This is a genomic window from Actinoplanes sp. NBRC 103695 (genome assembly GCF_030269485.1).
GTDB lineage: Bacteria > Actinomycetota > Actinomycetes > Mycobacteriales > Micromonosporaceae > Actinoplanes.
This window is the reverse complement of record NZ_BSTL01000005.1, coordinates 189,351-210,950: the sequence shown is the minus strand read 5'-3', so window position 1 is coordinate 210,950 and position 21,600 is coordinate 189,351. Positions and strand designations below refer to the sequence as shown.

The following is a 21,600-nucleotide window of genomic DNA, read 5'->3' as shown; positions in this document are numbered from 1 at the left end:
GGTGTTCCCGAAGGTAGCCGTGGTAGAGGCCGCCGGTCGGGTCCTGCGACATGAACGCCGGCCAGAGGCCGTTCAGCTCCTCCCACACTTCCCGGAGCGTGGGGTCGTCGGCCAGGCACGTTACGTCGAGGTCCGCCGGGGCAGGATAGGTGGCATGCCGGAGGGGGACACCGTATTCAACACCGCCCGCGTGATCGAGCGGGCGATGCTCGGCGCGACGCTGACCAGGTCGGATTTCCGGGTGCCGCAGCTGGCGGCGACCGATCTGTCGGGTTTCCAGGTCGAGGAGTCCGCCAGCCGCGGCAAGCATCTGCTGCTCCGTCTCACCAGGGAGGACCAGCGGTACACCCTGCACTCCCACCTGCGGATGGAGGGCGCGTGGCGGACCTACAAGCCGGGTGAACGCTGGAACGCCCGGCCCGCCCACCTGATCCGCGTGGCGCTGCACAGCGCAAAGGCCGTCGCCGTCGGCTACCACCTGCACGAGGTGGCCCTCTTCCCCACCGCCGAGGAGACCAAGCTCGACTATCTGGGCCCCGACCTGCTCGGCGACGACTGGGACGCGGACGAGGCGGCCCGCCGGATCGCCGCCAAACCCGAGGTGACCATCGCGGAGGCGCTGCTCGACCAGCGCAACCTGGCCGGGGTCGGCAACCTCTACAAGGCGGAGACGCTCTTCCTGCGTGGTGTCTGGCCCTGGCTGCCGGTCGGCGAGGTCGACGATCTCACCGCCATGGTCACGCTCGCGCAGAAGCTGGTCGCCAACAACAAGGGCCGGTGGACCCAGACCACGACGGGTTCGCTGCGGCGCGGTGAGACCAGTTATGTGTACGGCCGGAGGGCCCAGCCCTGCCGCCGGTGCGGGACGGCCATCCGCAAGGCGGAACTCGGCGAACGGGTCACCTACTGGTGCCCGTACTGCCAGCCGGAACCGGCGAGCCGCTCAGGCGGCGGTTGACGGCTTGTTGCCGTACTGGCGCAGCTCGTTGAGGCCGTCGGCGAGACCACGCAGGCGGTCGGTCGCCTCGATCAGGCGGAAGAAGCTGGGGTGCCGGTCGTCGGCGATCGGCTGGCCGTCCTCGGCCACCCAGCTCGCGGCGGCCGCCACCAGCCGCTCGTACGCGGTCACGCCGTCGTCGAACTGCACAGACAGGCTTTCGTGCGAGGTGCGCAGCGCGGCCTGCTGGTCGGCCGGGCTGAGCGGGATCGCGCGTTCGACGCTGGCCACCCGGTGGCCGAGGTCGCGCAGCCACTCCTCGGCGGTCGCCGCCTCCAGCACCGACTCGGACCCCGGCCCGGTCAGCCGGGTGCTCAGGCCCTGCAGGGTGCTGCTGGCCCGGTCCAGCCGGTCCCACGTCTTGGCGACGGCGGAGCCACGGACGGCGTACCGCTCGCGCTGGCGCCGGACCTCGTTGAGCATGGTCTTGCCGGCCGGGAACCGCTCGACCGCGGCGACCAGCTTGGCGCCCGGCAGCTGCGCCGGCGGGGCCGGCGGCGGTTCGATCGCCGCCAGCTCCCGATGGTCGCGGTGCCGCCAGACGGCCAGCGCGACCGAGCCACCGGCAGCGGCGGCCCAGATCGCGTCGGGGATGCCGATGCCGGCGTACGGCGTGAGGACGGCGGTCGCGGCGGCGAGGCCGCCACCGATGACGCTCCAGCGCCGCGCCGAGCCACGCAGCTTGCGCAGCCGGCGGAAGTGGCGCGTCCGCTCGTCCATCGCCGATCAGCCCGCCGCGCTGGTGTCGCCGCGCTTCTGGTTCATGCTCGCCCGGATCTCGTCCAGCCGGGCCACACTCGCCGGGTCGGCCGACGGCGCCGCGTTGTTCGTGGCGCCCTGCTCGACCGCCGGGGTGCTCTGCTTGGCGCCGAGCTGGTCGCCGGCCATCGACGCCCGGATCTGCTCCAGGCGGGACGCGCCGGCCATGTCCAGGCTCGATTTCTGCACCTCGAGCATGCGGCCCTCGACCGAGTTGGACGCGAGCTCGGCGCGACCCATCGCGTCCGCGTACCGTCGTTCGATCTTGTCGCGCACCTCGTCGAGGGACGGGGTGTTGCCGGGCGCCGCGAGCGACGACATCGACTCCAGCGACCTGGCCACGGTCTCCTGCATCTTGGCCTGCTCGAGCTGGCTGAGCAGCCGGGACCGCTCGGCGATGCGCTGCTGGAGCACCATCGCGTTGTTCTCGACCGCCTTGCGGGCCTGGCCGGCCGCGGAGAGCGCCTGGTCGTGGAGGGTCTTGAGGTCCTCCATCGACTGCTCACCGGAGACCAGCTGGGTGGCCAGCGTCGTGGCGGTTCCCTCGTACTTCTGCGCCTCGGCCTCGTCACCACCGGCCCGCGCCCGGTCGGCCAGCACGAGCGCCTGCCGGGCCATGCCCTGCAGTTTCTCGACCTCGGACATCTGGCGGGACAGCTTCATCTCCAGCTGGCGCTGGTTGCCGATGACCGCGGCGGCCTGCTGGACGAGCGCCTGGTGCTGGCGTTGCGCGTCCTCGATGGCCTGCTGGATCTGGACCTTCGGGTCGGCGTACTCGTCGATCTTCGCGCCGAAGAGCGCCAAAAAGTAACGCCAGCCCTTAGCGAACGGGTTCGCCATATCGCCGTTCTCCCTCAAATGTCGCTCGGCCCGATGGATGCGATCCATCGTTGCAGCCCCATGCCACTGTCGTCACGTGACCTCAGGGAGTTATCAGGGTCTCCCCTAACAAAGGCTACGCCCGCGACCTGAGGGGAGCGAGGGCAGATCAGGCCGCGTAGATCATGTCCCGGCCGCGCTTGCGCGTGGTCCGGAGAGTGGCCTTGAGTGGCGAGTCCTGACGCACGGAGACCTGCACGTCGCCGCCGTCGACCTTCTGCTGCTCAGGGACCGACGGACCGACCGGTGTCAGCACGCCCTCCATGCCCTCGGCGAGCGACAGCGTGTTGCTGACATCGCTCAGAACCTCGGACAGTCGAGCGCCCAGGGCGTCGCAGATGGCGGCGAGCAGTTCGCTCGACGCTTCTTTCTGCCCACGTTCGATCTCGGAGAGGTAACCCAGGCTCACGTTCGCGGCGGTGGACACCTCGCGCAGCGTGCGGTGCTGTCCCTGCCGGCGCGCCCGAAGTGCGTCACCGATAACCCGGCGTAGCAGGACCATGGCACCTCCTCCTGCGGCGGGCCACCGGCATCCGCCGGAGGCTTCCCGCAACCGTACCCGCTGCGAGCCACGCCGACATCCCGCCCCGCCGAATTCCGGAACCGGGGCCGCCTGGCGCCCCCGCTGCAACGAAATCGTGGAAATCGGCATTCCCGCAGGCCGGGCTAGGCGGGGGCGCCGGCGTGGTCGAGCTGGGCGACGAGGAGGTTTAACACGGCCGTCACGGTTCGGGCGCGGACGGTAGCCCGATTTCCGTCCAGGTGAAGTTCCTCGACGGCGCCGGCGCCCGGCCCGGCCACGGCGACATAGACCAATCCGACCGGTTTGCCGTCTTGCGGGTCGGGCCCGGCGACACCCGTAGTGGCCAGCCCCCAGTCGGCGCCGCAGCGCTGTCGCGCGCCGTCCGCGAGCGCCACGGCGACGTCCGGATCGACCGGCCCGCGCGAGGACAGCAGGTCGGCCGGCACCCCGGCCAGCGCGTGCTTCAGGTCGGTGGCGTAGACGACGAGGCCGCCACGGAAGACCGCGCTCACTCCCGGGACCTCGACGAACGTGCTGGCCAGCTGGCCGCCGGTCAGCGACTCGGCAGTCGCCACGGTCTGCTGCCGCGCGATCAGGCGACGCACCGCCTCGGCGACGAGGCTCATGCCCGGCCCCGGCGCATCCGCAGCGCCTGAAGGACGTAGTCCACACCGGTGACCATGGTCACCGCCAGGGCGGCGCCCATCAGCCACGGTCCGACCAGGTCCAGCGGCGACGGCAGCGGCAGCAGGTACCAGGCGATCGCCAGGATCTGCAGCGTCGTCTTGAGCTTGCCGCCGCGGCTGGCCGGGATGATGCCGTACCGGATGACCCAGAAGCGCAGCGCCGTCACACCCCACTCGCGCACCAGGATCGCCACGGTGACCCACCATGCGAGCTCGCCGTACGCCGACAGCAGCACCAGCGCCGTGCCGGTCAGCGCCTTGTCCGCGATCGGGTCGGCCACCTTGCCGAAGGACGTGATCATCGAGTAGCGCCGCGCTATCCAGCCGTCCGCGAAGTCGGTGGCGGACGCGACGCAGAAGGTCAGACAGGCCACTATCCGCCAGCCGGGATGAACCATCTCGGAGATGACCACCGTGGCCAGGAAGACCGGAACCAGGATGATCCGGACCCCGGTGAGGACGTTCGCCGGATTGAGCAGCGGGACGGCCGCCGCCGCCGGCTTATCGGTCACGGGGGGCCGCGGAGATCATCTCGAACGGAACGGCCACCAGGTCGACCCCTTCGGTGCCGGTGACCCGCGCCCGGACCAGGTCGCCGGGGCGCAGCACGGCCAGCTCGACACCCGAGTCGCCGTCCACCAGCGTGGTCGAGCCGTCCACCTCGGGGGCCTGATGCGCCGCCCGGCCCTCGATCTCGCCGCCGGTGGTGGTGTCGACGAGCACCTCGACGGTCGAGCCGAGCCGCTCCTCGGCGCGCTGGTTGCACAGCTCGTCGGAGAGCGCCGTGATCCGGTCGTACCGTCGCTTGATCGCGTCCTTGCGCACCTTGCCGGTCATGCCCGCGGCCTCGGTGCCGTCCTCGTCGCTGTAGTCGAAGATGCCGATGGCGTCCAGCCGAGCCTCGGTGAGGAAGCGGGCGAGCTCGTCGACGTCGGCCTTGGTCTCGCCGGGGAAGCCGACGATGAAGTTGCTGCGTGCGCCGGCGGTGGCGTCGAACGCGCGGGCCGAGGCCAGCAGGTCCAGGAATTTCTCGGTCGAGCCGAAACGGCGCATCCGGCGCAGCACCGGCTCGCTGGAGTGCTGGAAGGACAGGTCGAAGTAGGGCGCGACGCCGGGCGTGGTGGCGATCGTCTCCACCAGGCCGGGGCGGGTCTCCGCGGGCTGGAGGTAGCTGGCGCGCACCCGCACGATGCCGTCCACCGCGGCCAGCTGGGGCAGCAGTTTCTCCAGCGCGCGCGGGTCGCCCAGGTCCTTGCCGTACGACGTGCTGTTCTCACTCACCAGCACCAGCTCGCGCACCCCGGTCTTGGCCAGCCACTCCGCCTCGGCGAGCAACTCTTGCGGGTCACGCGAGACGAACGCGCCGCGGAACGCCGGGATCGCGCAGAACGCGCAGCGCCGGTCGCACCCGCTGGCCAGCTTGAGCGACGCCACCGGACCGGAGTCGAGCCGGCGGCGCAGCACCTGCCGCAGGTGGGCCGGGGTGTGCTCGTCGACCGTGGCGTGGCCGGGCACGACCACCTTGGCCGACTGGCGCTGCACCGGGGTCAGCGGCAGCAGCTCGCGGCGGTCCCGTGGGGTGTGCGAGTCGAACCGCTCGCCGGCCAGCACGCCGTCGAGCCGGGCGGCGATGTCGGTGTAGTCGTCGAAGCCGAGCACGGCCTGCGCCTCGGGCAGGCTCTCGGCCAGCTCCTTGCCGTACCGCTCGGCCATGCACCCGGCGGCGACCACCTTGGCGCCGGTCTGCGACGCGGCCATCAGCGTCTCGATCGAGTCCTGTTTCGCCTTCTCCACGAAGCCACAGGTGTTGACCAGCACCACGTCGGCCTCGTCGGCATCGGTGCTGACCTGCCATCCGCCCGCGTCGAGGCGGGCCGCGAGCTCTTCGGAGTCGACCTCGTTACGGGCACAACCGAGGGTCAGCAGGGCGACACGGCGGGGCGTGGGGGTGACGGACACTTGAAGAGCGTACCGGGCTCGGGGGTGGTCCTAGTCCACCCGCAGGGTCGCCAGGGTCTCCTCCAGCTCGTCGGGCTTGACCAGAACCTCGCGCGCCTTGGAGCCCTCGGACGGCCCGACGATACCCCGGGTCTCCATCAGGTCCATCAGCCGGCCGGCCTTGGCGAAGCCCACCCGCAGTTTGCGCTGGAGCATCGAGGTGGAGCCGAACTGCGAGGTCACGACCAGCTCGATGGCCTGGATGAGCACCTCCAGGTCGTCGCCGACCTCCTCGTCGATCTCCTTCTTCTTGCTGGCCGGAGCATCCGTGACGCCGGTGGCGAACTCGGCCTCGCGCTGGTCCTTGCAGAACTTGACGACCGCCGCGATCTCTTTCTCGTCGACCCACGCGCCCTGGATGCGGACCGGCTTGCTCGCGCCCATCGGCAGGAACAGGCCGTCGCCGCGGCCCAGCAGTTTCTCGGCGCCGGGCTGGTCGAGGATGACCCGGGAGTCGGCCAGCGACGAGGTCGCGAACGCCAGCCGGGACGGCACATTGGCCTTGATCAGGCCGGTCACCACGTCCACCGACGGCCGCTGGGTGGCCAGGACCAGGTGGATGCCGGCCGCCCGGGCCAGCTGAGTGATCCGCACCACGCTGTCCTCGACGTCGCGCGGCGCGACCATCATCAGGTCGGCCAGCTCGTCGACGATCACCAAGAGATAGGGGTACGGCTTCATCACGCGCTCGGAGCCCGGCGGCGCGACGATCTCGCCGCTGCGCACCTTCCGGTTGAAGTCGTCGACGTGCCGGACCCCGTTCGCGGCCAGGTCGTCGTAGCGCGCGTCCATCTCGCGGACCACCCACTCGAGGGCGTCCGCCGCCTTCTTCGGGTTGGTCACGATCGGGGTGACCAGGTGCGGGATCCCCTCGTACGAGGTCATCTCGACACGCTTCGGGTCGACCAGCAGCAGCCGCACCTCGTCCGGGGTGGCCCGGGTCAGGATCGACACCAGCAGCGAGTTCAGACAGGACGACTTGCCGGCGCCGGTCGCGCCCGCGATCAGGATGTGCGGCATCTTGGCCAGGTTGGCCACCACGAAGCCGCCCTCGATGTCCTTGCCCAGCGCGACCACCATCGGGTGGTGATCGGCGGCGGCCGCCCGGCTGCGCAGGACGTCACCCAACGACACGTTCTCCGGGTCGGTGTTCGGGATCTCCACGCCGACCGCGCTCTTGCCCGGGATCGGCGACAGGATGCGCACGTCGGGGCTCTTCACCGCGTACGCGATGTTGCGGCTGAGCTGGGTGATCCGCTCGACCTTGACGCCCGGGCCGACCTCGACCTCGTACCGGGTGACGGTCGGGCCGCGAGTGAAGCCGACCACCTGCGCGTCGACGTTGAACTGGTCGAACACGCCGGTGAGCGCGGTCATCACCTCGTCGTTGGCCTTGCTCCGCACCTTCGGCTGGCTGCCCTTGCCGAGCAGGTTGGGCGGCGGCAGGCGGTAGTCGCCCGGCAGCGACGAGATGTCCAGCTGCTCCGCCCGGGTGGGCAGCGGCGAGTGCTCCGGCGGGTCGGGCTTCGGCTTCCGCGCCTTGGGCAGGATGACCGTGTCGTGGACGATCTCATCCTCGTCGTCCGCTTTGCCGGTCTCGTCGGCCTCCCCGAGCCCGATGTCGGCGAGCGAGCCCTGCCGCCGCCGAGCCGGGCGACGCGTCTTGACCGGCTCTTCGGAGTCCGGTTCCTCGTTCTCGTCCAGGCCGAGGTCGGGGGCCGCCTGGGGAGAACGCCCCATCAACAGGTCACCGAGCAGCATCACCCGCTCGGGGATCTTGTTGATCGGCGTCGCCGTGATGACCAGCAGACCAAAGATCAAGAGCAGGATGAGCAGGGGTACGGCCACCCAGCCGGTCACCGCGCGCTCGAGCAGGGCGCCGATCGCGTAGCCGATCAGGCCGCCGGACTTGTCCATCGCCACGTCGTCGGCCGGGCGCTGCGAGACGTGCAGCAGGCTGGCCGTGGCGATGATGATCGCGCTCCAGCCGACCACCGACCGGCCGCGGTGCTCCGGGTCGGCCGGCTTGCGCATCAGCCGCACGGCGCCGTACAGCAGCAGCAGCGGGAGCAGCACCGAAAGGCCGCCGAAGAAGAGCCGGACCGCGTCGGCCACCCGGGCGCCCACCGGGCCCGCGCTGCCCGCCCAGACCGCGACGCCGACCAGGATGGCCAGGCCCAGCATGAGCAGGCCGCCGCCGTCGCGGCGGTGCTCCGGGTCGATGTCCTTGGCGGTGGCCGCCTGCCGGCCGACGCTGCGGGCCACCCAGCCGACGCTGTGCGCGACGCCCATCCACAGGGCGCCGACCCCGCGTACGAGCACGCCTGAGGATTGTTTCCTGGCCGGGGCGCGCTTGGCCGGAGCCCGGCGAGCGGGCTGACGGACCGGCTGTTTACGGGCGCGCGAGGACGCGGCGCCGCGCGTCGTGGACGCGTTACGGCCCCGGCTCGCCGGAGGAGTGCGGCCCGCCATGGTCCTTACGGTAACGTCGCGAAGCTCATCCATCGGTGTGCCGCACCGCAGGGATCGAACATGATGCTGCCCCGCACCCCGGACGGAGGAGACCGGGATACGGGGCAGCCGATGAACCCCCTGTTACGGAACGCTGATGCCCATCGTGTACGTGCCGCTGCCGGACGTCGACGCGACGATGTAGCGGTAGGTGTCCGCCTGCCCGTCGAAGGTCAGCGTCTTGACGCCGTTCGTACCCTCGGCCACGGCCACCGTCTTGAAGCTCCGGCCGGTCAGCTGCTGCAGCACCAGGTCGAAGTCGGCGCCGTCCGGGCTCTGGATGCAGGCGGTCTGCTCGCCGGCATTGGCCTGGAACGCGCCACCCTGCGGCTGCAGCTGCGTGGCGCCCTCCCGGCCGATCGCGCTCTGACCGGTGACCGGCAGGCTCGAGCAGTCGCCCGCGGCCTCGGCCGGGGGCGCTTCCCCGGCCGGCGGAGCCTCCTCGGCCGGCGGGGCCTCCTCGCCGCCACCGGTGGTCAGCAGCGTCAGGTCGTTCGCCGTCAGGATCTCGTTGACCGGCTGGAAGAACGTGGTGCCGCCGACCGTGCAGTCGCCCGAGCCGCCCGAGGTCACGCCCTGCGCCTGGTCGCCGGAGAGCCAGGAGCCTCCGGAGTCACCGCCCTCGGCGCAGACGTCGGTCTGGGTGAGGCCGGTGACCGCGCCCTCCGGGTAGTTCACGGTCTGGTTCTTGGCCTGGATCACGCCGCAGAAGGTGCCGGTGGTGGAACCCGACCGGCAGACCGGGGCCCCGACCGGGGCCTCGGTGTTACCGGCCACCGGCAGCTGCTCGCCGTCGATGTCGGTGACGACCACGGGCAGCAGCTCGTCGGCGAAGTTCGCGGCGACCTTCACGAAGCCCATGTCCGCGTCGCCCGGGAAGACCGAGGCCGCGACCTCGCCCTGCGCGCCGCCGTTGATGTCGGTGGTCACGTCGCCCGGCACGCCGCAGTGCCCGGCGGTGACGAAGCCGCCCTCGACCGCGAAGCCGATCGAACAGCGCGCGTTGCCGTTGATGATGTACGGGTCCGCGCCCCGGACGTCGGCCAGCGGCTTGGCCCGCGCCTGGGTCTTCACCGCCACCACGCTCTTCTTCAGACCCGCCTGCTCGGCGAAGTCCCACGCGGCGTCGGTGTCACCGGGCTGCGCGACGACCGTGACCTTGTTCGTGGTCGCGTCCACGTACCAGCCGGTCAGGTCCCCGGCCGCGGACCGGGCCTCGTCCAGCTTCTGCTTCGCTTCGTCCAGCGTCTGCGCGCTGCGCTCGACCAGCACCGGAACGGCGCCGGCCTTCTCGACCCGCGCGGCCGCGGCCTTGTCGGTGACCGCGACCTTCAGCGTCATGCCGTCCTTGGTCAGCCAGGCGCCGCCGTACTCCTTGCCGGTCTGCGCGGCCAGCGTCGACGAGACCTTGCTGGCCCAGGCGGCCCGCTTCAGCCGGGCGCGCGCCTGATCGGCGTCGACGCCCAGGTCCCGTCCCATCGCCGCGAGCAGTTGCGGGGCGACGTCCCCGGCGGCGACCTTGGCCGCACCACCGGACGGGGCGGTTCCCGCCATCGAGGGCAGGGTGAACGCCACCGCTGCCCCCGTCGCCGCTACCGCGACCGCCGCAATGGCGATCCGCTTGCGCTGCATACTCCGCACTCCCCTCGACACAGGCGCCGTGGGGGCGGCGCCTTGACCGGGAATACGGAGATGAACGTCTTTGGGTTCAAACCTCCACGACAGTGGGCACAATCATCGGCCGCCGTCGATAGGCGTCGTTGACCCAGCGGCCCACCGTACGGCGGACGACCTGCTGCAACTGATGCGGATCGGTGATGCCGTCCTCGGCGGACCGGTGCAGCGCCTGGGTCAGCAGCGGGATCACCGGGTTGAACGCGTCCGGGTCCTCGGAGAAGCCCTTCGCCGAGATACTGGGCTCGCCGACCACCTTGCCGGTGACCGAGTCGATGACCACGGTGGCCGAGATGAAGCCGCCGTCGCCGAGGATCCGCCGCTCGGTGAGCAGTGACTCGCTCACGTCGCCCACGGCCAGGCCGTCGACGTAAACATAACGGCTCTCGATCTTGCCGACGTGGCGGGCATGGCCCTCGACCAGGTCGACGACGTCGCCGTCCTCGCAGAGCACCACGCGGTCGGCCGCCACCCCGGACTCGATGCCGAGCTGGGCGTGCGCGCGCAGGTGCCGCCACTCGCCGTGCACCGGCATCAGGTTGCTCGGCCGGGTCACGTTGAGCAGGTAGAGCAGCTCGCCCGCGGGGGCGTGCCCGGAGACGTGCACCTTCGCGGTCTCCTTGTGGACCACGGTGGCGCCGGCCCGGGCCAGCCGGTTGATCACCCGGTAGACCGAGGTCTCGTTGCCCGGCACCAGGGAGCTGGCCAGCACCACGGTGTCGCCGGACTCGATCGCGATGTGCCGGTGGTCGCCGTTGGCCATCCGGCCCAGCGCGCTCATCGGCTCACCCTGCGACCCGGTGGACATGAAGACGATCTCGTCCGGCGGCAGGTTCATCGCCTCGTCCATGCCGACCAGCAGGCCCTCGGGAATGCGCAGCAGGCCCAGGTCGCGGGCGATGCCCATGTTGCGGACCATGGACCGGCCGATCAGGGCGACCTTGCGCTCGTACTCGTACGCCGCGTCCATCACCTGCTGCACCCGGTGCACGTGCGAGGCGAAGCTGGCCACGATGATCCGGCCGCCGGCCTTGCCGAAGATGTTGCTGAGCACCGGGCCGATGTCCCGCTCCGGCGTGACGAAGCCCGGGATCTCCGCGTTGGTGGAGTCGGAGAGCAGCAGGTCGACGCCCTCGGCGCCGAGCCGGGCGAACCCGGCCAGGTCGGTGATCCGGCCGTCCAGCGGCACCTGGTCCATCTTGAAGTCGCCGGTGTGCAGCACCAGACCGGCCGGCGTGCGGATCGCCACCGCCAGCGCGTCCGGGATGGAGTGGTTCACCGCGAAGAACTCGCACTCGAACGGGCCGAGCTGCTCGCGGCGGCCCTCCCGCACGGTGAGCGTGTACGGGTCGAGCCGGCGCTCGGCCAGCTTGGCCTCGACCAGCGCCAGCGTGAACTCCGACCCGACCAGCGGGATGTCCGGCTTGTGGGCCAGCAGGTACGGCACCGCGCCGATGTGGTCCTCGTGGCCGTGCGTGAGCACGATGGCCTGCACGTCGTCGAGCCGGTCCAGGATCGGCGCGAAGTCGGGCAGGATCAGGTCGACGCCGGGCTGCTCCACATCCGGGAACAGCACCCCGCAGTCGACGATCAGGATCTTGCCGTCGAACTCGAAGACGGTCATGTTGCGGCCGATGGCACCGAGCCCGCCGAGGGGGATGACGCGAAGCGCGCCTTCCGGCAGCGGGGGCGGTGTTTCCAGCTCTACGTGAGCTTGACTCATGTATTTCTTTCCGATGATCAGAGGACGATGCCGGCCTCGGCGGCGTCCTTACGCAATTGGTCCAGTTGTTCGGCGGTGGCGTCCACCAGCGGCAGTCGTACCGGGCCGGCCGGCCGGCCGAGGGCGTTCAGCCCGGCCTTGACCAGCACCGTGCCGGGGGCGCGGAAGATGCCGGTGAACAGCGGCAACGCCTGTCGGTGCAACGCCAGCGCGCCGGCCACGTCGCCCCGCTCGTACGCGAGAATCATGTCCTTGGTCGTCGCGCCGACGAAATGGGTCGAGGTGCCGACCACGCCGACCGCCCCGATGGACAGCCACGGCAGCGTGGAAGCGTCCTCCCCGGAGTAGTAGGCGAGGTCGGTGCGGCGCAGCACCTCGGAGGTGCCGGCCAGATCGCCCTTGGCGTCCTTGACGGCGACGATGCCGCGATGCTCGGCCACCCGCAGCAGGGTCTCGGTGGTGATCGGGATGCCCGCGCGGTGCGGGATGTCGTAGACCATGAGCGGCAGGCCGGTGCTGTCCGCGATGGTGGTGAAGTGTTTCGCCACGCCGGCCTGCGAGGGCTTGTTGTAGTACGGCGTGACGACGAGAAGGCCGTGCGCCCCCGCCTTCTCCGCCGCCCGGGCGAGCTCGACGGAGTGGGCGGTGTTGTTGGTGCCGACACCCGCGACGATCCTGGCCCGATCACCGACCGCCTCGGCCACCGCGCGGATCAGTGACTCCTTCTCCGCGTCCGTGGTGGTCGGCGACTCGCCGCCGGTCCCGCTGATGACGAGCGCGTCGTTGCGCTGCTCATCGACCAGATGGGTCGCGAGCACCTGCGCTCCGCCCAGGTCCAGCGCACCGTCCGGGGTGAACGGCGTCACCATGGCGGTCAGCAGCCGGCCGAAGGGCCGCGGGTCCGTGCTCATACCCACAACCTATCGGACGTGCCTCAGCCGATTCGCGGCGCTTCCGCGCGAAGGTGCTCCACCACCCGCCATCGGACCCCGGTGTCCGTGATCTGCCACTCGCCGGGTATGCCCGGCCAGTCGTTCAGCGCCGGGGCGAAGGTGTCGCCCTCGATTTTAAGATCAACTTCGGTTCGGACCAGGTGCGTGGCGTACGGGAGGAAAGCCGCGTAGACGGTCCCGCCCCCGATGACCCAGAAATCGTCGTACTTTCGCAGCACCTCGTCGACACCGCGCGCCGTCTCCACGCCGTCGAGTGCGGCACGCGTGATCACCACGTTGCGCCGGCCCGGCAGCGGCCGCACCCGCTCGGGCAACGACTCCCAGGTGCCGCGGCCCATGACCACGGTCGAGCCCATCGTGCGCTGCTTGAACGTGGCCTGCTCGCCGGGGATCCGCCACGGGATGCCGCCCTCGGCGCCGATCACACCGTCACGGGCCTCCGCCCAGATCATGTGAACCGTGGTCATACCGCGATGGGTGCCTTCAACGTCGGGTGGTGGTGATAATCGACCAGCTCGAAGTCGTCCCACGCATAGTCGAACAGAGTCGGCCGGGGAGACAGTGAAAGCCGCGGGAACGGGTACGCCTCGCGGGTAAGCTGCTCGCGCACCTGCTCGACGTGGTTCGAGTAGACGTGGCAGTCGCCGCCGACCCAGATGAACTCGCCCGGCAGCAGGCCGACCTGGTCGGCGATCATCCGGGTGAGCAGCGAGTAGCTGGCGATGTTGAAGGGGACACCGAGGAACATGTCGGCGCTGCGCTGGTAGAGCTGGCAGCTCAACCGGCCGTCGGCCACGTAGAACTGGAACATCGCGTGGCACGGCTCCAGGGCCATGTCGGGCAGATCGGCCACGTTCCACGCCGAGACGATCATCCGGCGCGAGTCGGGGTTGCCGCGCAGCGTCTCCAGCAGCTTGGCGACCTGGTCGATGTGACCGCCGTCCGGCGTCGGCCAGTTCCGCCACTGGTAGCCGTAGACCGGGCCGAGCTCGCCGTTCTCGTCGGCCCACTCGTCCCAGATCCGGACGCCGTGCTCCTTGAGATAGGCCGTGTTGCTGTCGCCGCGCAGGAACCAGAGCAGCTCAACCGCCACCGACTTGAAGTGCACCCGCTTGGTGGTGATCAGCGGGAACCCCGCCGACAGGTCGTAGCGCAGTCGCTCGCCGAACAGGCTCACCGTCCCGGTGCCGGTGCGGTCCCCTTTCGGCGTGCCCGTCTCCAGGACCTTGCGCAGCAAGCGCTCGTACTGCGTATCGACCGTCATCGACTCCCCCGCATCACACGTAGAACCAGGTGAACGGCGCCCACGGCAGGTTGCGGAGCACACTCCAGACGCCCCACACCGCGATGAACACCCCGAGCACCTTAGGACTCAACACGAGCTGCGGCAGGTTCCACCCGAAGACGCGCCGACCGGCCCACGCCACGTAGAGGTAGAGCAGGAACGGGACCGCGAAGACGAACAGCGCGTGGTGCCGGGCCGCCGCCGGGACGTCGCCGTGCATCAGGTACCACGCGGCGCGGGTGCCGCCGCAGCCCGGGCAGATGAAGCCGGTGGTGTATTTCAGCAGGCAGCTCGGTGCGTCGGCGGCGCCGGCCTCGGTCGGGCTGGTGAGCTCGGTGTAGGCCAGCGACGAGGCCATGCAGGCCAGCATCGCGGCGGGCGCGACCCAGACCGGCGCTGCGTACCACAGCCTGTTGAGGAACCGGGAGGCCCGATCCGACCCGCCGTAGTACGGCGGTGGCGGGGCCTGGACGGTCTCGGTCATGGCCGTCACGGTACACCGGCAGGGCCGCTCGCCAGCGCCGCCGCCAGCGGCCCCACGAGGTCGCCGCGCTCGGGCGGCGCGACCTCCGTCAGACCCAGCCAACCGGCCAGCCTGCGCAGCTCAGCGGCCAGTGCGACGGCCGTCTCCTCCTGGTCGGCGGCCGGCTCGATCCAGGCCGCCGGGATCTGCAGCACGCCCGCCTTGCGGTCGGCCTTGAGGTCGACCCGGGCCGCGAACCGATCGCCCAGCAGGAACGGCAGAACGTAGTAGCCGTAGGTCCGCAGCGCCGCCGGCACGTAGATCTCGATCCGGTAGGACATGTCGAACAGCCGCTCGGTGCGCGCCCGCTCCCAGATCAGCGGATCGAACGGGCTGACCAGCGTGGCGGCGCGCACCCACCGCGGCAGCCGCGCCTCGGCGTGCAGGTAGGCCGGCTGTTTCCAGCCCCGCACGGTCACCGGGCGGAGCACCCCGTCCTCCACGAGCTCGGCCACCGCCTGCTTGAACCCCGCCACCGGCAGCCGGAAATAGTCACGCAGCTCACCCTCGGCCGCCACGCCCAGCGCCCGCGCGGACAGCTGCGCCAGCGCCCGGATCGCGTCCTCGTACGCCGGGGTCGGCGCCTCCAGCACGTCGCGGGGCAGCACCCGTTCGGTCAGGTCGTAGCGCCGGGCGAACGAGGTCGTCCGCTCCGACGCCGTCACCTGGCCGGAGTAGAACAGCCACTCCAGCGCCTGCTTGACCACCGACCAGTTCCACCCCCAGTGGTCCTTGCGCCGGGGCGCGTCGTGCTCGATCTCGGCCGCCGTGATCGGCCCCCGGTCGCGCACCTCGTCGAGCACCCAGGCCACCAGCTCGGGCTGCTCCCGGGCGATGCGGGTCATGTTGCCCCAGGCGAAGTCCTGTGCCCGCGCCATCCGCCAGCGGAACAGCGGCTGCAGGTCGGTCGTGATCAGCGACGCCTCGTGGCCCCAGAACTCGAACAGCTCGCGCGGGCGCCGGTAGGCCGCGCGCTCGATCAGCTCCACCGGGTAGGGGCCCAGCCGCGAATAGAGAGGCATGAAGTGGGCGCGCTGCAGCACGTTGACCGAGTCCATCTGGATCAGGTGCAGCCGGCGCAGCACCCGCCGCAGGTGGCGCATGTCGGTGGCGCCACCCGGCTTGGGGTCGGCGAAGCCCTGCGCGGCCAGCGTGATCCGGCGGGCCTGCGCCACGCTCAAGGTGTCGGGGATGGTCACGGAGGAAAATCTAGTTCCCGGGTACGACAGAATCGATCCGTGCCGCTCACCGTTCGCACGATCACCGACTCGGACATCGACGAGGTCGCCGCACTGCACGTACGCACCTGGCAGGTCGCGTACGCCGGAATCGTGCCTGCCGAGACCCTTGACGGCCTGGACCCCGCCGTCTTCGCCGCCAAGCGCCGCGACCGGCCCCGGCTGCCGGACGCGGCGACCTTCGTGGCCGTCGAGGACGGCGCCGTCATCGGTTTCGCCAACGCCGGCCCGCGCCGCGACGGCGACGGGGGCGAGCTCTACGCCATCTACGTCCACCCCGCACACTGGCGCGGCGGCGCCGGCGCCCGGCTGTTCGAGGCCTCGGTCGGCCACCTCCGCGAGCACGGGTTTCCGACCATGACGCTGTGGGTCTTCGAGGAGAACCCGGGCGCCCGCGCCTTCTACGAGCGGATGGGCATGCGGCCCGACGGCACGCGGGAGTACTACACGCCGCACGGCAGCACGGCCCGCCTGCCCGAGATCCGCTACGAGATACGGCTGTAGGCTCGCGGGATGGCACTCGGCTTCGTCCGTCCCGCACGCCCGTCGGACGCGGCGGAAATCGCTCGCATCCAGCTCGCCACGTGGCGGACGGCGTACCGCCGGATGTTCCCCGCGCACGTCCTGGCCAGCCTGGACGAGGGCTATCTGACGCGCGGCTGGACCGAGGCCATCGAGTCCTCGCCGTCGCCCCGGCACCGCGTCCTGGTCGCCGTCGAGCAGGGCGAGTCGGCGTCCAGCACGGTCGGTTTCGCCGCGGCCGGCCCCGCCGACGAGCAGGCGCTGGCTCCCGAGGAGCCGCCGCTCGGCGACGACGTGGCCGCGATCACCGACATCCTGGTCGAGCCGCGCTGGGGCCGGCGCGGCCACGGCAGCCGCCTGCTCGCCGCGACGGTCGACCTGTGGAAAGAGGACGGCTTCAAGGCCGCGGTCGCCTGGACCTACGAGGCCGACGCGGCGATGCGCAAGTTCCTCACCACGACCGGCTGGGAGCCCGACGGCGCAGGCCGCGCCCTGGACGTCGACGACATGCTCGTCCCCCAAATTCGCCTGCACGTCTCGCTCGAAGCCTGACCCAAAATCAAGATCGAATTCGAGGTCGTAGCGGGTGGGTGGTACAGACCGTCGCTCACGCCGAGGGTCGCTTCGCTCCACGTGAGTAAATGGTTACTCCCGACAAACCAACGGCAGTAGGGTCACTCGCCGTGGATGAGGTGTTGCAGGACGATCCGCATCGGCGGGTGGAGCGGGTCGGGGACACCGTGCGGCGGCCGCTGCATCCGTGGTCCGGCAGCGTGCACGAGCTGCTGCGGCACCTGGAGGACGTCGGGTTCCCGTACTCTCCGCGATTCCTCGGGATCGACGAGCAGGGGCGCGAGGTGCTCACCTACCTCGCCGGGGATTCGGGGCCGGAAGCCTGGTCACGGGTGGTTCCCGAGGCGGGCCTGACCGCGATGGCGCGGCTGCTGCGCGAGTACCACCGGGCGATCGCCGGCCATCGACCCGCGACCGCGTGGGCCGGCGCCGGCGAGGCGCCCGCCGCCGGCGAGATCATCTGCCACGGCGACTTCGGGCCGTGGAACCTGGTCTGGCACGGCACCACCCCGGTCGGCATCCTCGACTGGGACTACGCCTGGCCGAAACCGCCCCTGCACGACGTGGCCTATGCGCTGGAGTACGTCGCGCCGTTCCGCTCCGACGAGGAGTGCACCCGCTGGCTGCGCTACCCCGCACCGCCGGACCGCCGCGCCCGCCTGGAAACCTTCGCCACCGCCTACGGCCTGACGTCGACGGACGGCCTCTACGACGCCGTACGCCTGCAACAGCGGGAGGTCATCGCCCGCTCCACCGCCCTGGCCGCCGAGGGCCTCGAGCCGCAGGCGTCCTACGGCCCGGAGGTCTACGCCGACTGGGCCGGCCGGGTCCGATGGACCGACGAGCACCGCGACGTGTTCACGCCGTGAAGACGTCCCCGATGTCGCATGCGGACGGCAGGAACCACAGCCGTTCGTAGTAGGCCCGCATGTTCGCGGCGAGCTCCGGGCAACGGACGCTGACCCCGATCGCCTTGTCCTGGACCCCGCGGTGGCTGAAGAACACCACGTCGTCGTAGATGCCGACGCTGAACACCTCGGTCGCATGCACCGAGCCGCGCAGCAGTTTCACCTGGTAGCGGTAGCCGTCCTGGGCCGCCTGGGCGACCTCGGCGAGCTCGGTGCGGTAGAACTCGGTCATCTCCGGCCGCTCGCTGTGCAGGACGATGCGCCGGAAGCTGCGGTCGCCCTGCCGCGCCCACTTCCGGCACGCCTCGAAATGCTTCGCGGTGGCCTTGCGCTGATCCGGGCCCTCGTCGCGCAGCCAGGTCACCCACACACGCTTCCGCGCCTCGGCGATCGCCTTCCGGGTGGCCTCGTAGACCTCGTCGCCGGTGTAGGTGCTCGCCTCGACCGGGGCCGGGGCGGCCGCGGCGGCGAGCAGGGCCAGGTGGCGTTCCGCCTGGTCGAGGCGCTGCCGGTTGTGCGCCAGGTCGTACACCTGGTTGAGGCCCAGCGTGACGAGGCAGAACAGGGTGGCGGCGGTGAACTCCCTGTCGTACCTGACGAGGCCGAGCTCCCGCTTGAAGAACGCGGCGTACAGGTAGACCGACAACAACCCCAGGATGATCACGGGGAAGGCGTACTTGATCAGAAACCGGAGGTAGCGATGGAAGTCCATGGTGGCCGAAGGCTAGGCCGTGGAAGTGCCGGCGGCCCGCGGAGTGGCGGATGCCCGACGAGCACGTAACCAGGAAGCGGTCACGCTCGTTAGGAGAGGAGCGGATCCAGCCCGATCGTGAGGCCGGGACGCGACCCCACCGAGCGCACCGCCAGCAGGACGCCGGGCATGAACGACGCGCGGTCCAGCGAATCGTGGCGGATCGTCAGCGTCTCGCCCGTCGTACCGAAAAGAACCTCCTGGTGGGCGACCAGCCCGGCGGCGCGCACCGCATGGATCCGCACCCCCTCGATGTCGGTGCCCCGGGCGCCGGACATCTCCTCCTTGGTCGCGTCCGGCATCGGGTCGCACCCCGCCTCGGCCCGGGCCGCCGCGATCAGCCGGGCCGTGTGGGTGGCCGTGCCGGAAGGGGCGTCGAGCTTGCGCGGGTGGTGCTGCTCGATGATCTCGACCGAGTCGAAGTAGCGTGCGGCGCGGGCCGCGAACTGCATCATCAGGACGGCGCCGATGCCGAAGTTCGGCGCGATCAGCACGCCCACCCCGGGTTTCCGGGACAGCCAGCCACGGACCCGCTCGAGGCGCTCCTCGGTGAAGCCGGACGTGCCGATCACCATGCTGATGCCCTGGTCGACGGCCCACTGCACGTTGTCCATCACCACGTCGGGGGTGGTGAAGTCGACGAGCACCTGGGCGCCCGCGTCGGCCGCGTTGAAGAGCCAGTCGCCGTCGTCGACCATCGCGACGAGCTCGAGGTCGGCGGCGGCGTCCACCGCCTTGCACACCTCGAGGCCCATGCGGCCGCGGGCGCCGAGAACGCCGACGCGGATCGGTTGCTGCTCGTCCGTCACGGCGTCAATTTACCTGAGACCGGTTGCGCCACCATCGCTCGGCCAGGCCCACCCCGATGAAGACCAAGCCCACGTACGCCCAGCCGACCAGCACGTCGATCACCCAGTGCTCGGCGGTGTAGACCAGCGTGAACGTCATCGCGAGCGGATAGGCGAGCAGCAGCGGCCACCAGCGCCCGCGCACGTACGGCAGGAAGAACGCGACCGCCATCATCGCGAACGCGGTGTGCAGCGAAGGCATCGCCGCCACCGGGTTCGAGGCCTCGACCTGCAGCGCGTTCAGCGTGTTGCCGGCGCCGTGCAGCCCGATCGCGTCCCAGCCGTTCGTGGAGATCCGGGTCGCCTGGATCAACGATCCGTGTTCCGCTTCGGCGGCCCACCACGGCGGCGCGGCGGGATAGAGGAAGTAGGTGATCAGCCCGGCCACGCAGAGCGTGAACCAGCGCCGCATGAAGCGCGCCCATTGTTCCCGGGACCGCATCCACAACAGCACCGCGATGGTCGGCACGGTCAGGAAGTGCGAGAAGTACACGATCGAGACGGCCACCTCCCACCACTGGACGACACCGGGCTCGTACAGGTGATGCTGCAGCCACTGGGTTGGCACCTGGCCACCGGTGAGCCAGCCGAACATCAGCTTGTCGGCGTCGATCAGCTCGGTCACGTGCGGCGCGAAATAGTTGTCGGCGTACCCGCGCGAGACGTTGTAGACGATGAGCAGCAGCGAGATCGGCAGCCAGTCGCGCAGGAAGAGCAGGTGCCGCTTCCAGGACCAGTGGTTGTTCCAGGCGATCGTGGCCAGCCACAGCCAGCCGAACGCGATCAGCGGGTCGCTGGTCGGCACCCCGATGAAGTAGGTGCCGACCGCGAACACGACCGTCCACACGGCCATGCCGATGACACGGCGTCGCCGGAGGTCTTCCTTGACGGGTGGGGGGAGGGTCGCTGTCATCGCCGGTCGAAGGCACCCGCCTCGAACGGACCGACCACGGCCAGCGACATCGGCTGGGCGAGCACCTCGGCGGCGACACTGTTGACGTCGTCGAGGGTGACCGCGTCGACCCGGGCGAGCAACTCGTCGACCGACATCAGGTCGTCGTAGAGCAGCTCGGACTTGGCGATCCGGCTCATCCGCGAGCCGGTGTCCTCCAGGCCCAGCACGTACGCGCCCTTGACCATGCCCTTGCCCCGGGCCATCTCCTCGGCGGTGACGCCCTTCGCGGCGACCGCGGCGAGCTCCGCGCGGGTCAGGTCGAGCACCTCGTCGACCTTGCCGGGCGCGCACCCGGCGTAGACGCCGAAGACACCGGCGTCCGCGTACTGCGTGTCGTACGAGTAGACCGAGTACGCCAGCCCGCGCTTCTCCCGGATCTCCTGGAAGAGCCGGCTGGACATGCCGCCGCCGAGCACGTTGTTGAGCACGCCCAGCGAGAACCGCCGCTGGTCGAGCCGGCCGATGCCGACGCCGCCGAGCACCAGGTGCGCCTGCTCAGTGTCGCGGGTGCGGACCACCGTCTGCGGCGGCAGGGTCCTGACCCGGCGCGCCGCGTTGCGACCGCGTTCCGGCGGGGCGGCCGGGGTGTCCAGGGCCGTGCCGGCCAGGGCCTTGCGGACCAGCCGGACGACGGCCGCGTGGTCGAGGTTGCCGGCGGCGGCGATCACGATGCGCGGCGCGAGGTAGCGCTTGCGGTAGAAACTGTTGATCTGCGTACGCGTCATCGGTGCGATCGTCGCCTCGGTGCCGGAGATCAACCGGCCGAGCGGGCTGCCCGCCCCGAAGACCGTCTCGGTGAAGACGTCGTGCACCTCGTCGCCGGGCTCGTCCTCGTGCATGGCGATCTCCTCGAGGATCACGCCACGCTCGACCTCCACGTCGGCCGGGTCGAGCACCGAGGAGGCCACCGCGTCGCACAGCACGTCGACGGCGAGCGGCAGGTCGGCGTCCAGCACACGTGCGTAGAAGCAGGTGTATTCCTTGGTGGTGAAGGCGTTGGTCTCGCCGCCGACCGCCTCGATGTCCGCCGAGATGTCCAGGGCGGTGCGCTTCTCGGTGCCCTTGAAGAGCAGGTGCTCGAGGAAGTGCGAGGCGCCGGACATGGTGGCGGTCTCGTCGCGGGAACCCACGTTCACCCAGACGCCGATGGAGGCGCTGCGGGTGGTCGGGATGCTCTCGGTGACGATGCGCAGGCCGCTGGGCAGGACCGTGCGGCGGACGCCGTCCTGCAGGGTCTGGGTAAGAGCGCGGGCCGGCCTGCCGGCCGGCCCGCGGTCACTTGCTGTCATTGCGT

22 protein-coding genes are annotated in these 21,600 nt (G+C 70.8%); 4 read left to right on the top strand and 18 right to left on the bottom strand.

The annotated features are described in order from the left end of the window. Positions 1 to 154: 154 nt before the first annotated feature. Positions 155 to 958: a DNA-formamidopyrimidine glycosylase family protein gene (locus QSK31_RS09885; RefSeq protein WP_285682975.1), complete on the top strand. Its 804-nt coding sequence runs from the start codon at positions 155 to 157 to the stop codon at positions 956 to 958. On the opposite strand, the gene pspM is transcribed toward QSK31_RS09885, so the two are convergent. The 14 genes from pspM to QSK31_RS09815 form a co-directional block, all read right to left on the bottom strand. Continuing rightward, the gene (gene pspM / locus QSK31_RS09880) at positions 944 to 1,717 is read right to left on the bottom strand and encodes a phage shock envelope stress response protein PspM (protein ID WP_285682973.1); all 774 of its coding nucleotides are present in this window, start codon (positions 1,715 to 1,717) and stop codon (positions 944 to 946) included. The genes QSK31_RS09885 and pspM overlap by 15 nt on opposite strands. Positions 1,718 to 1,723: 6 nt before the next feature. Continuing rightward, a complete protein-coding gene (locus QSK31_RS09875; RefSeq protein WP_285682972.1) occupies positions 1,724 to 2,596 on the bottom strand; it encodes a PspA/IM30 family protein in 873 nt (290 codons plus the stop codon). A 148-nt stretch (positions 2,597 to 2,744) separates the two neighbouring features. Beyond that, entirely contained in the window at positions 2,745 to 3,137 is a 393-nt protein-coding gene (locus QSK31_RS09870; protein ID WP_285682970.1) for a helix-turn-helix domain-containing protein, read from the bottom strand. A gap of 164 nt (positions 3,138 to 3,301) precedes the next feature. After that, positions 3,302 to 3,784, bottom strand: a complete 483-nt coding sequence (locus tag QSK31_RS09865; protein WP_285682969.1) for a CinA family protein — start codon at positions 3,782 to 3,784, stop codon at positions 3,302 to 3,304. Beyond that, positions 3,781 to 4,356 (bottom strand): CDP-diacylglycerol--glycerol-3-phosphate 3-phosphatidyltransferase, encoded by a 576-nt coding sequence (gene pgsA, locus QSK31_RS09860; RefSeq protein WP_285682968.1) that lies wholly within the window; start codon positions 4,354 to 4,356, stop codon positions 3,781 to 3,783. Before pgsA ends, QSK31_RS09865 begins: the two co-directional genes overlap by 4 nt. Beyond that, on the bottom strand, positions 4,346 to 5,803 hold the full coding sequence (gene rimO, locus QSK31_RS09855; protein WP_285682967.1) for a 30S ribosomal protein S12 methylthiotransferase RimO: 1,458 nt from the start codon (positions 5,801 to 5,803) through the stop codon (positions 4,346 to 4,348). The genes pgsA and rimO overlap by 11 nt, the downstream gene beginning before the upstream one ends. 30 nt (positions 5,804 to 5,833) lie before the next feature. After that, on the bottom strand, positions 5,834 to 8,314 hold the full coding sequence (locus QSK31_RS09850) for an FtsK/SpoIIIE family DNA translocase (RefSeq protein ID WP_285682966.1): 2,481 nt from the start codon (positions 8,312 to 8,314) through the stop codon (positions 5,834 to 5,836). Positions 8,315 to 8,437: 123 nt separating this feature from the next. Next, entirely contained in the window at positions 8,438 to 9,985 is a 1,548-nt protein-coding gene (locus tag QSK31_RS09845; protein ID WP_285682965.1) for a S1 family peptidase, read from the bottom strand. A 76-nt stretch (positions 9,986 to 10,061) separates the two neighbouring features. Further along, positions 10,062 to 11,750 carry a ribonuclease J gene (locus tag QSK31_RS09840; protein ID WP_285682964.1) on the bottom strand — a complete coding sequence of 563 codons (1,689 nt, stop codon included), beginning with the start codon at positions 11,748 to 11,750 and terminating at the stop codon, positions 10,062 to 10,064. Between the two features lie 17 nt (positions 11,751 to 11,767). Continuing rightward, positions 11,768 to 12,661, bottom strand: a complete 894-nt coding sequence (dapA, locus tag QSK31_RS09835) for a 4-hydroxy-tetrahydrodipicolinate synthase (protein ID WP_285682962.1) — start codon at positions 12,659 to 12,661, stop codon at positions 11,768 to 11,770. A 23-nt stretch (positions 12,662 to 12,684) separates the two neighbouring features. Further along, on the bottom strand, positions 12,685 to 13,170 hold the full coding sequence (locus QSK31_RS09830; RefSeq protein ID WP_285682961.1) for a dihydrofolate reductase: 486 nt from the start codon (positions 13,168 to 13,170) through the stop codon (positions 12,685 to 12,687). Continuing rightward, positions 13,167 to 13,967: a thymidylate synthase gene (locus tag QSK31_RS09825; RefSeq protein ID WP_285682960.1), complete on the bottom strand. Its 801-nt coding sequence runs from the start codon at positions 13,965 to 13,967 to the stop codon at positions 13,167 to 13,169. The genes QSK31_RS09830 and QSK31_RS09825 overlap by 4 nt, the downstream gene beginning before the upstream one ends. A gap of 13 nt (positions 13,968 to 13,980) precedes the next feature. Beyond that, positions 13,981 to 14,472 carry a DUF2752 domain-containing protein gene (locus tag QSK31_RS09820; RefSeq protein ID WP_285682959.1) on the bottom strand — a complete coding sequence of 164 codons (492 nt, stop codon included), beginning with the start codon at positions 14,470 to 14,472 and terminating at the stop codon, positions 13,981 to 13,983. 5 nt (positions 14,473 to 14,477) lie between these two features. After that, positions 14,478 to 15,710, bottom strand: coding sequence for a winged helix-turn-helix domain-containing protein (locus QSK31_RS09815; RefSeq protein ID WP_285682957.1), 1,233 nt, complete (start codon positions 15,708 to 15,710; stop codon positions 14,478 to 14,480). Positions 15,711 to 15,749: 39 nt separating this feature from the next. Here QSK31_RS09815 and QSK31_RS09810 point away from each other — a divergent pair, with 39 nt between their 5' ends. From QSK31_RS09810 to QSK31_RS09800, 3 genes are all read left to right on the top strand, one after another. Continuing rightward, positions 15,750 to 16,253, top strand: a complete 504-nt coding sequence (locus tag QSK31_RS09810) for a GNAT family N-acetyltransferase (protein ID WP_285682956.1) — start codon at positions 15,750 to 15,752, stop codon at positions 16,251 to 16,253. A gap of 9 nt (positions 16,254 to 16,262) precedes the next feature. After that, entirely contained in the window at positions 16,263 to 16,823 is a 561-nt protein-coding gene (locus QSK31_RS09805) for a GNAT family N-acetyltransferase (protein ID WP_285682955.1), read from the top strand. Positions 16,824 to 16,954: 131 nt separating this feature from the next. Then, on the top strand, positions 16,955 to 17,713 hold the full coding sequence (locus QSK31_RS09800; protein ID WP_285682953.1) for an aminoglycoside phosphotransferase family protein: 759 nt from the start codon (positions 16,955 to 16,957) through the stop codon (positions 17,711 to 17,713). Here the strand turns inward: QSK31_RS09800 and QSK31_RS09795 are convergent. From QSK31_RS09795 to QSK31_RS09780, 4 genes are all read right to left on the bottom strand, one after another. Continuing rightward, positions 17,703 to 18,464 carry a hypothetical protein gene (locus QSK31_RS09795; RefSeq protein WP_285682951.1) on the bottom strand — a complete coding sequence of 254 codons (762 nt, stop codon included), beginning with the start codon at positions 18,462 to 18,464 and terminating at the stop codon, positions 17,703 to 17,705. The genes QSK31_RS09800 and QSK31_RS09795 overlap by 11 nt on opposite strands. 89 nt (positions 18,465 to 18,553) lie before the next feature. Beyond that, positions 18,554 to 19,312, bottom strand: a complete 759-nt coding sequence (gene dapB, locus QSK31_RS09790) for a 4-hydroxy-tetrahydrodipicolinate reductase (protein ID WP_285682949.1) — start codon at positions 19,310 to 19,312, stop codon at positions 18,554 to 18,556. 4 nt (positions 19,313 to 19,316) lie between these two features. Continuing rightward, positions 19,317 to 20,204, bottom strand: a complete 888-nt coding sequence (locus QSK31_RS09785) for a phosphatase PAP2 family protein (protein ID WP_502872923.1) — start codon at positions 20,202 to 20,204, stop codon at positions 19,317 to 19,319. Between the two features lie 56 nt (positions 20,205 to 20,260). Continuing rightward, entirely contained in the window at positions 20,261 to 21,595 is a 1,335-nt protein-coding gene (locus QSK31_RS09780) for a M16 family metallopeptidase (protein WP_285682947.1), read from the bottom strand. Positions 21,596 to 21,600: the final 5 nt, after the last annotated feature.

What these genes read in the sequence shown, in the direction of transcription:
- QSK31_RS09840 (WP_285682964.1), bottom strand. Translation starts at nt 11,750, where the DNA reads ATGAGTCAAGCTCACGTAGAGCTGGAAACACCGCCCCCGCTGCCGGAA.
- QSK31_RS09850 (WP_285682966.1), bottom strand. Translation starts at nt 8,314, where the DNA reads ATGGCGGGCCGCACTCCTCCGGCGAGCCGGGGCCGTAACGCGTCCACG.
- QSK31_RS09785 (WP_502872923.1), bottom strand. Translation starts at nt 20,204, where the DNA reads ATGGCCGTGTGGACGGTCGTGTTCGCGGTCGGCACCTACTTCATCGGG.
- QSK31_RS09865 (WP_285682969.1), bottom strand. Translation starts at nt 3,784, where the DNA reads ATGAGCCTCGTCGCCGAGGCGGTGCGTCGCCTGATCGCGCGGCAGCAG.
- QSK31_RS09885 (WP_285682975.1), top strand. Translation starts at nt 155, where the DNA reads ATGCCGGAGGGGGACACCGTATTCAACACCGCCCGCGTGATCGAGCGG.
- QSK31_RS09870 (WP_285682970.1), bottom strand. Translation starts at nt 3,137, where the DNA reads ATGGTCCTGCTACGCCGGGTTATCGGTGACGCACTTCGGGCGCGCCGG.
- QSK31_RS09805 (WP_285682955.1), top strand. Translation starts at nt 16,263, where the DNA reads ATGGCACTCGGCTTCGTCCGTCCCGCACGCCCGTCGGACGCGGCGGAA.
- QSK31_RS09830 (WP_285682961.1), bottom strand. Translation starts at nt 13,170, where the DNA reads ATGACCACGGTTCACATGATCTGGGCGGAGGCCCGTGACGGTGTGATC.
- QSK31_RS09820 (WP_285682959.1), bottom strand. Translation starts at nt 14,472, where the DNA reads ATGACCGAGACCGTCCAGGCCCCGCCACCGCCGTACTACGGCGGGTCG.
- QSK31_RS09825 (WP_285682960.1), bottom strand. Translation starts at nt 13,967, where the DNA reads ATGACGGTCGATACGCAGTACGAGCGCTTGCTGCGCAAGGTCCTGGAG.
- dapA (WP_285682962.1), bottom strand. Translation starts at nt 12,661, where the DNA reads ATGAGCACGGACCCGCGGCCCTTCGGCCGGCTGCTGACCGCCATGGTG.
- QSK31_RS09875 (WP_285682972.1), bottom strand. Translation starts at nt 2,596, where the DNA reads ATGGCGAACCCGTTCGCTAAGGGCTGGCGTTACTTTTTGGCGCTCTTC.
- QSK31_RS09845 (WP_285682965.1), bottom strand. Translation starts at nt 9,985, where the DNA reads ATGCAGCGCAAGCGGATCGCCATTGCGGCGGTCGCGGTAGCGGCGACG.
- QSK31_RS09780 (WP_285682947.1), bottom strand. Translation starts at nt 21,595, where the DNA reads ATGACAGCAAGTGACCGCGGGCCGGCCGGCAGGCCGGCCCGCGCTCTT.
- QSK31_RS09795 (WP_285682951.1), bottom strand. Translation starts at nt 18,464, where the DNA reads ATGGACTTCCATCGCTACCTCCGGTTTCTGATCAAGTACGCCTTCCCC.
- pspM (WP_285682973.1), bottom strand. Translation starts at nt 1,717, where the DNA reads ATGGACGAGCGGACGCGCCACTTCCGCCGGCTGCGCAAGCTGCGTGGC.